The following is a 7,891-nucleotide window of genomic DNA, read 5'->3' as shown; positions in this document are numbered from 1 at the left end:
TCATCGGAAACCCCTTCCGCGCCACTGCCGAAAAGGGCGAACAGATCTTCGAACGCTTCTCGACCTACCTCGCCGAAGCCATCCTCGAACTCGAAAACGTCAAGGTCAACATCACCCAGCGCGCCTTCGACCTGAAGGCCTGATCGCTGCGCCACTGACTCATATAGATGTGGCGGGGATAAAAGGAGCGGGCCGGCACCCATTGAGCTGGTCCCCCGAAAGTTGGACTCTCAAATTTGTGAGGTCTCCACTTTAGCGGCCAGCGACCGGCTCTCCAGAGAAGGCTCCGTCCCCACTTGGGACGGAGCCTTCTTCGCGTGGCAGTACGCCCGTCGTCAACAGGTGCTGTCGGCCGGCTGGCAGGCATATGTCTCTCTAGGTGGTGCGCTTGACGGCTCGACGGGACAACCACACGGGATTGCCGAAGCGGCGACCAGGTCCCGACCAAATACCGTGGCGGTATTGGCGGTGTCCAAGCAGGTCGGGGTAGGCAGAAGTCGTTGTGGCGCTGGGTTGCCCGGGACGAGGTTGACGGCGGCGAGGCGCCCGGGGTCACCATCGAGGAGAACGAGGAGATCCGCCGGCTGATGGCGGAGAACCGTCGGCTGCGTGAGGACGTGGCGACCCTGAATGGGGCCACAACTTTCCTTCGTCGGGTAGCTCGACCCCCGCAACGGTTGATCGTCGCCTGCATTGACGAGCAGCGTTCACCTGACGGTTCTGACCGACCGTGTTGAAGGTTGCATCGCTGGTCACCGGGCGGAGATCCGCCCCATCCCGCCGTCCGCCAGCCACGTGTCAGAGTCCGCGCCGCGCCGCCCATCCCGGTGGTCCGCCGCGAGGGTCCAGTGACCCGCTACTCGGCCCATGCCGAGATCCGTTCCGCGATCGCCTCGGGGGCCTCGATGTGCAAGAAGTGACCGACGTCGGGGACGACCTCCAGCGCGTGCGGGGCGGCGAACCGATGTCGGTCGTCGACCTGCGGGGGGAGGATGCAGCCGTCATCGGCGCCGTGAAGCTGCAGCAGGGGCACCGTGATCGGCTGAGATAGGCGGCGCGTTGCCCCAAGCATGCCGGGTCGCAGCATCGCCCGGTAGTACTTTAGAGGCGCGGGCATGCTCGCCCGCAGGTGCTCGTGTAGCTCCGCCTGGAGAGCTGGATCGAGCGAGAGGCTGGGCGACCACTGACGCCAGAGGCGGTCGATGAGGGCGAGATCGCGGGCGGTGGCCATCAAGCCGCTTCCCGGGAGTTGAAAGAGCCCCATGTACCAGCTCCGGCGTAGCTGAGCCGGGCGCGGCCGGCTCAGGAACGTGAGTGGGTGGGGGAATGCGAGCGTGACCGCGCGTTCGATCCGCTCCGGCGCGGTGACGCAGGCATGGTATGTGATCGCGGCGCCCCAGTCGTGGCCGACCAACTCCACGGCTCGCCCGGGAGACCAGCGGTCGATCAGCGCGAGCACGTCGCTGGTGAGGGCTGCGAGGTCGAACGGCCCCGCGGTCGGGGACGGCGCGTAACCGCGAAGCCAGGGTGCGACGACGTGACGTCCGCGGCGGCCGAGCTCGGCAAGGAAGGGCGTCGCGGTCGGCGGATGGTCCGGGAATCCGTGCAAGACGAGCGTTGGTTGACCATCGGGGTCACCACCCTGCAGCGCGTGAAAGGTGCCGTGTGGCAGGTCGAAGGTGACGTGTTCGAACTCCATGTGTGTCAGCCTTTTCCAAGAGTGGTCGGACGAGAGATGCTGATGCTGGCCTCGGTGTCTCTGGTTTTGGACATGGGCGTCTCCTGAGGCGCCGGGTGTACTACGCGGTCAGCCGGCCAGTCGGTTGAGCTTGCGGATTTGTTTGTCGAAGGCGCGCGAGGGCACGATCCGGCGCAGGAGGCTGACGCGTGCGGCCATCGAGCCGGCGGTGTACCGGAGCTTGGGCTTGGAGTCGGTGGAGGCCGCGACGATAACCTTCGCGACAAGGTCCGGGTCGTCGGCGGTGCGCAAGGCGGTGGCCAGCACATCTCGGGAGACCTCCCGCTGTGCGGAGTAGATCAGCAGGGGCGAGTCGGGTACCAGGCTGCTCGCCTCGAAACTCGTCCTTGTGTAGGCCGGCTCGACCAGCAGCATCCGGACGCCGTGCTCGCGAAGCTCGTGGTCGACGGACTCGGAGTAGCCCTCGACCGCATGCTTGGTGGCGGCGTAGATGGCAGTGAAGGGGGCTGGGATCAGACCGAGTACCGAGGAGACGTTGACCACGCGGCCACTGCCCTGGGCGCGCATGTGGGGCAGCACTGCGTTTGTCATCCGCATCAGGCCGAAGACGTTCATGTCGAAGACCTCCTTGGTCTGGTTGATCGAGCTCTCCTCGCCGGCGCCGACCGCGCCCACGCCGGCGTTGTTGACCAGGACGTCGATCCGACCGAACCGTTCGATCACCTCCTCGACCAGGGAGCGGACCGACTCGTCGCTGGCCACGTCGAGATCGAGGAACGTCACCCCGGCGAGAGGCCCGGCGTTCGCCGCGTTGCGGCTCGTGCCGACCACCGCGAAGCCGGCGTCCACGAGGGCGAGAGCTGCCGCCCGCCCGATCCCGGAGGAGGCGCCCGTCACGAGGGCCACCGGGAAAGCTGTCTGCATGTTGATTCCTTTGGTTGTGGGCATGACTTTGTCGTGCCCAGTGCGGGGTCGCCTCTGCTCAGGTCGACACCGTCCGCGCCAGGTTGGTCCGCGTCCGGAAGGACGAAGGCCATCCGAGGATCAGTTGGCTGGTGTTGGCTCTGTGTGGCCGTTGAGAGCCTTCTCGACGTCGGCGGGGACCAGATAGTTGTTGTTGAGCGCGATGGCGGCGGCGGACCCGGCGGCCGCGGCGTTGATCAGCTGGGCGGTGGGGTCCACGACGTTGCCGGGCGCCCACACGCCATCGATGCTGGTGCGACCGGTGCGATCGGTGGCGACCCAGCCCTCGTCATTGAGTTCGCAGCCCAGGGCGGTCAGCAGCTCGTCGGACGGTACGAAGCGCGGGCCGACGAACAGCGCCGTGCGGCTGACCATCGGACCCTCGGCGAGCTCGACACCGCGGACGCCGGTCTCGTCGGACGCGATCCGCGTCACTTCGCCATCGACGATCCGCACGCCGCGGGCGACCAACAGCTCCCGCTCGTGGGCCTCCAGTTCGATCCGGTGGGGAAAGAACACCACGTCGTCGGACCACTGCCGGATCAGCTGCGCCTGGCGCAGGCTGAACGAACGGTCCTCCCCTCCGATCACTCCCAGCGCACTGTCCCGCACCTCGTAGCCGTGGCAGTACGGGCAAAAATGCACATCTTGGCCCCACCGCTGGCGCAGGCCCGGGATCTCGGGGAGCTCATCGCGAAGCCCCGTGGCTACCACCACCGTGCGAGTATCCAGCCGCCCGCCCTCGGCCAGGCGCACGGCGAACCGCGCCCCGTCGAGGCGGTCGATGCCGACCGCCCGGCCCGCCAGCAGCTCCCCGCCGTAGCTGGCGACCTCTCGCCTGCCCGCGGACAACAGCTCGGCCGGGTCCATGCCGTCGCGGGACAAGAAGCCGTGCAGATGCGACGCCGGGGCATTGCGCGGTTCGCCGGCATCGACCACCACCACCCGACGTCGGGACCGACCCAACATCAACGCCGCGGACAACCCAGCTACCCCGCCACCGACAACTACCACGTCGTACTCCGCCATAACACTCACCCTTCTGGATAAAAACCGACGAAACCTCTAGAGGAAAGTTCTACCACAGATACCGAGGATTGTTCTACTCCGCGTAGCATGAATCAGTGACTAGGACCCCGCGGCGCGAGTGGACCTGGTCCTGGTCGACGAACTACACAACCTGAACCTGGCCACCGCCAGCTGGGGAGGACATGTCTGATCACCTCAAATACTTCACAGTGCGCGGCTTGCGTCCGTTGTGCGTTCGACGAAGTCGTTGCGGGCCCAGACGACCTCGTTCTCCCGACCGTATTCGAGGAACTCCACTCACGCTGCGGCGGCGGCGATATCCAGACTTTTCATCTGCACGCCGGCGCTGTTGGTCCTCATCTTGGCGAGCAGGCGGCCGGCGACCGGCAGGCGGGCAAGGCGGATCATCGCGGACCGAAGCAGCAACTCGACGCGGTTGCCTGGGGTGAAGAAACTGCGCATGCTCACGCCGCTGCCGAGGTGGTGGTCGACGAACGGGCGCAGGTGGTCCTCCCAGTCCTGCAGCGCTCGTGGCACGTCGTGCGGGTGGCGTTCGAGCATGGCGCCGAGCAGGTCGGCCCCGGCCAGGCCGGTGGATGCCCCCATTCCGGAGTAAACGGTCAGGCACCACGCGGCGTCGCCGACGAGCACGACTCGGCCGCGGTACCAGTGGTCGAGGTGCACCTGCTCGGCGGAGTCGAACAGGTGGTCCGGGGCTTTCTCGAACTGGTCGAGCAGCCAACCCAGCGTGGAGCCGGTGGGCTCGGGGCCGTAAGCGGCGCGCAGCGAGTCGATGGCCGGCCGGGTGAACTCGGCGTCCACGTCATCGGTGCGGTAGGAGAGCAGCACCGTCGGCGGACGGTCGGCGAACGGGAACACCCACGCCGATCGGCCCTCCTCGGCCATGATCAGCCCGTCCTGTAGGCGGTAGCCGGGTACCGCCTCGGGCAGGCTGTACGCGGCGATCATGTAGTTCAGTGGACGGATCGGGCTCTGCTCGGGTTCGAACGCAAGCCGGCGCACCGTCGAACGCAGTCCGTCTGCCCCGACCACCAGGTCGAACCGTTCGACGGTCGTCGTCTCCGTCGTCAAGTCGCGGATCTCTGCGTCCACCCCGTCGAGGTACTGGTCCAGCGCGATCGGCACGGTCGAGTACCGGATCTCGACCTCGTCGGGCAGGGCGGTGAAGGCCGCGTCTTCGATGTCGCCCCGCAATACGAGTCGAGACCCGCCGAACACATCGGCGTAGCTCAGACCGCGGCGGCGCCGGCCCGTGCGGTCGACTTCGTAGCTCACGGCTTCCGGAGCGACGCGATTCGGTACCGCATCGGCGATGCCCAGCCGTTCGGCGGCGGCGAGCCCGGTCCCGAACAGGGCGATGAAGTATCCGCCGCGGCGCCGCTCGGGGGCCTTCTCCAGCACCACCACGTCCCAGCCCGCGCGATGCAGTCGCAGCGCGGAGGCGGTCCCGCTGATCCCGAGGCCGACCACCAGGGCCCGCTGTCGCGATGTCGTGTTCTTGTCCATGACCCCGCCACTATCCACTTCCAAGTCGTACTCCGCCATAACTCATCCTTCCGAATCAAAACCGATAAAACTTCTAGAGGAAAGTTCTAGCATGGATACCGAGGATTGTTCTACTTCGGGTAGGATGGACCAATGACTAGTACCCCGACTGCCAGTACGGGCCATCGGGCCAGGCCCGGCTCGCGCCGCAAGGACATCGCGGCCGCCGCGATCGAGCTGTTCCTCGACCGGGGTGTCGCCGGGACCCGGGTGGAAGACATCCTGGCCGCGACCGGCGTAAGCGTGGGCAGCTTCTACCACCACTTCCGCGACAAGCTCAGCCTGGCCGCCACGGTCTATCTGGAACAGCTGCAGCGCTTCCAGCGAGACCTGCTCGTCGAGCTTGACCGCCACGAGCGCACTGAGGACACCGTCCGCGGGCTTGTGGTGGCCTACCTGCGGTGGGCCGGTGCTGATCCGCGCGCCATGGGCTACCTCCATCAGTGCCGCGAGCCCAACGTCGTCGAGATCTCCGAAGGCGAAGAAGCCCGGCTCAAGCAATCCTTTGACGATCGGCTCGCTGGCTGGCTTCACGAACGCGCCGCGGCTGGGGAGCTACGGGCGCTGCCGCACGAGCACAGCCTTGCGCTGTGGCTCGGGCCCGCCGAACAGCTCGTTCGGGCCGCCATCGAACCCTCCGGGCATTCCACTGCGCCGGAGCCCGACGCCCTGGCCGCGCACCTCGCCCACGCCGAACGAGTCCTCGCCGACGCCGCCTGGGAAGCCCTTCGACGCCCCGCGCCGGGCGACACTGCCGATCAAACGCGCTAGTAGCGGCCAGCGGCGGCGCGACAGCAACCACAATCCCCGCCGATCTGGGACGAGGACGAGGACAGCGGCCCTCGGCTTCCGCAACCTCACCAACTACATCGCGCGATGCCTACCCGAGACCGGAGGCTTCAGACCCCGACTACACCGTGGATTGGGATGAGCCCCTTTAGTTGGCCACTTTCGGACTTTGCTCATTTCCAGAGCCTAACTGCCGGGTCATTGGAGCCTGCCCGGAAGACAAGAGCCAGATGGCTATATAGCTTCGAAACAGCCCCAGAGAAGCTCTGCGGCTAACTAGAGGCCTAAGCTGCGAGCATCTGAGCACGGTACTGTACCGGGCACAAGCCATTTAGCTTTGTGGAGATTCTCTCGGCGTTATACCAACGGATGTATTCATCCAGCGCTGCCGCAAGCGCCTCCATGCTGAGGAATTGGACACGGTGGAAGAGCTCTTCCTTGAGGTGTCCAAAGAAGTTCTCCATGACGGCGTTGTCGTAGCAGTTGGCTTTGTGGGACATCGATTGGACCGCGCCGGCGTCCGCCAAAAGTGTGCGCCAAGAGTTGTGCTGATATTGGAATCCCTGGTCGGAGTGCATGAGGGGTTTCTGCCCGTTTTCCAGCGTGGCCAAGGCGCCGCGCAGGGAAGCATTGGCCAGTTCCAGGTTGGGTGACGTCCGAATGGCACAGGAGATGATCTGCCGGTCAAAAAGGTCCATGATCGGTGAGAGGTAGAGCTTCCGGTCCCCGACGCTGAACTCTGTCACGTCTGTGACCCACTTCCGGTTTGGGGCATCCGCTTCGAACTGGCGTTTCAGCAGATTCGGGGCCACGATGCCCTGCTCGCCCCGGTAGGAGTTGTATCGCTTCCTGCTTCGGACCTTGCAAACCAGCCGCAGGGAACGCATCAGCTTCAGCACGGTCTTCCTGGCCACCGTCCATCCTTGTTTCAGGAGTTGGATGTGGATCCGGCGGTGCCCGTACCGGCCGTGGTTCTTCTTGAAAACCTCTGTGATGGCTGCCTTCAGAGACGCCCGACGATCGGGGCCTTGGAGGCGGGACTGGTGGTAAAAGAACGTGGACCGGGCTAACCCGGCTACGTCCAGAAGAACTTCCAACCGGTGTTCAGCCTTGAGAGCGATGACAGCGCGGACCTCTAGCGCTGTTCCTCGTCCCTCAAGGCGTTTACTTTTCCCAGGAAGGCCACCTCTGCGCGAAGGCGTTCATTCTCTCGGTGCAGTCGCTCTACCTCAGACTCAGGTTTCCTTGCTGTCCCAGGATTCGTCTTCGGACGGCCTTTCGGCTTGGGGGCAGCCCGTCCTCGCCTTCGGTCCGGTACTGTCGCGTGAACTCAAACGAAAATACCGGTCGTGTTGGCTTCGCCACCAGCGTCGTACCTCCGCGTATCCGCCATCGACCATACAAACGTTTGATGGCACCTCGACCTACTCCGAGTCGGGTCGCTACCGCCCAAGCCCCCCAACCCGTTTCAAACAACGCTACCGCGGCCTCGCGCGGCTTCTCGGACAATGAACTTCTTCCATGCATAAAACTGCTCCCCGAAAATCAGAACTGATTTCTCAGTCCAACTTTCGGGGAGCAGTTCACCATGAGGTGCCGGGGCCCGCTCCCCTATGCCCCTGGAGGTCTTCCCTGCCTGGGGCGTTGCTTCCTCACCTCCCCGCTGCAGGACGAGAAGTGGCTCGTTCGGGTATCAAGTTGGAGTACACCCCAACCTGACGGCAGGCAGGAGCCCCAAACCGTCAGGAGTGGACTTGATTTCCCTATAGCCAACAAATTAGCCAAGCAGTTCTGAGACACAACGCGACGATTCACGGCCCGACTCCGCTGCTACGGGCAGTTTGC

General features: G+C 65.2%; 5 protein-coding genes and 1 pseudogene. 1 reads left to right on the top strand and 5 read right to left on the bottom strand.

Annotation, left to right across the window (positions count from 1 at the left end; all coding sequences use genetic code 11):
* Window positions 1-856: 856 nt before the first annotated feature.
* The 4 genes from JYA52_RS00460 to JYA52_RS00445 form a co-directional block, all read right to left on the bottom strand.
* Complete coding sequence (locus JYA52_RS00460; RefSeq protein ID WP_205651194.1) at window positions 857-1,699, bottom strand: alpha/beta fold hydrolase; 843 nt, start codon at window positions 1,697-1,699, stop codon at window positions 857-859.
* A gap of 108 nt (window positions 1,700-1,807) precedes the next feature.
* Window positions 1,808-2,623 carry an oxidoreductase gene (locus JYA52_RS00455; protein WP_205651193.1) on the bottom strand — a complete coding sequence of 272 codons (816 nt, stop codon included), beginning with the start codon at window positions 2,621-2,623 and terminating at the stop codon, window positions 1,808-1,810.
* 120 nt (window positions 2,624-2,743) lie between these two features.
* Entirely contained in the window at window positions 2,744-3,691 is a 948-nt protein-coding gene (locus JYA52_RS00450) for an NAD(P)/FAD-dependent oxidoreductase (protein ID WP_205651192.1), read from the bottom strand.
* A 297-nt stretch (window positions 3,692-3,988) separates the two neighbouring features.
* The gene (locus tag JYA52_RS00445; RefSeq protein WP_205651191.1) at window positions 3,989-5,257 is read right to left on the bottom strand and encodes an FAD-dependent monooxygenase; all 1,269 of its coding nucleotides are present in this window, start codon (window positions 5,255-5,257) and stop codon (window positions 3,989-3,991) included.
* Between the two features lie 93 nt (window positions 5,258-5,350).
* Here JYA52_RS00445 and JYA52_RS00440 point away from each other — a divergent pair, with 93 nt between their 5' ends.
* Entirely contained in the window at window positions 5,351-6,028 is a 678-nt protein-coding gene (locus JYA52_RS00440; protein ID WP_205651190.1) for a TetR/AcrR family transcriptional regulator, read from the top strand.
* Window positions 6,029-6,330: 302 nt separating this feature from the next.
* Here JYA52_RS00440 and JYA52_RS00435 read toward each other — a convergent pair.
* A pseudogene (locus tag JYA52_RS00435) lies at window positions 6,331-7,185 on the bottom strand (IS3 family transposase); the annotation flags it as partial.
* Between the last annotated feature and the right edge of the window lie 706 nt (window positions 7,186-7,891).

This window comes from Arthrobacter pascens (genome assembly GCF_017052465.1).
In the GTDB taxonomy this organism is placed as follows: domain Bacteria; phylum Actinomycetota; class Actinomycetes; order Actinomycetales; family Micrococcaceae; genus Arthrobacter; species Arthrobacter pascens.
This window is presented reverse-complemented; position numbering and strand designations above follow the sequence as displayed.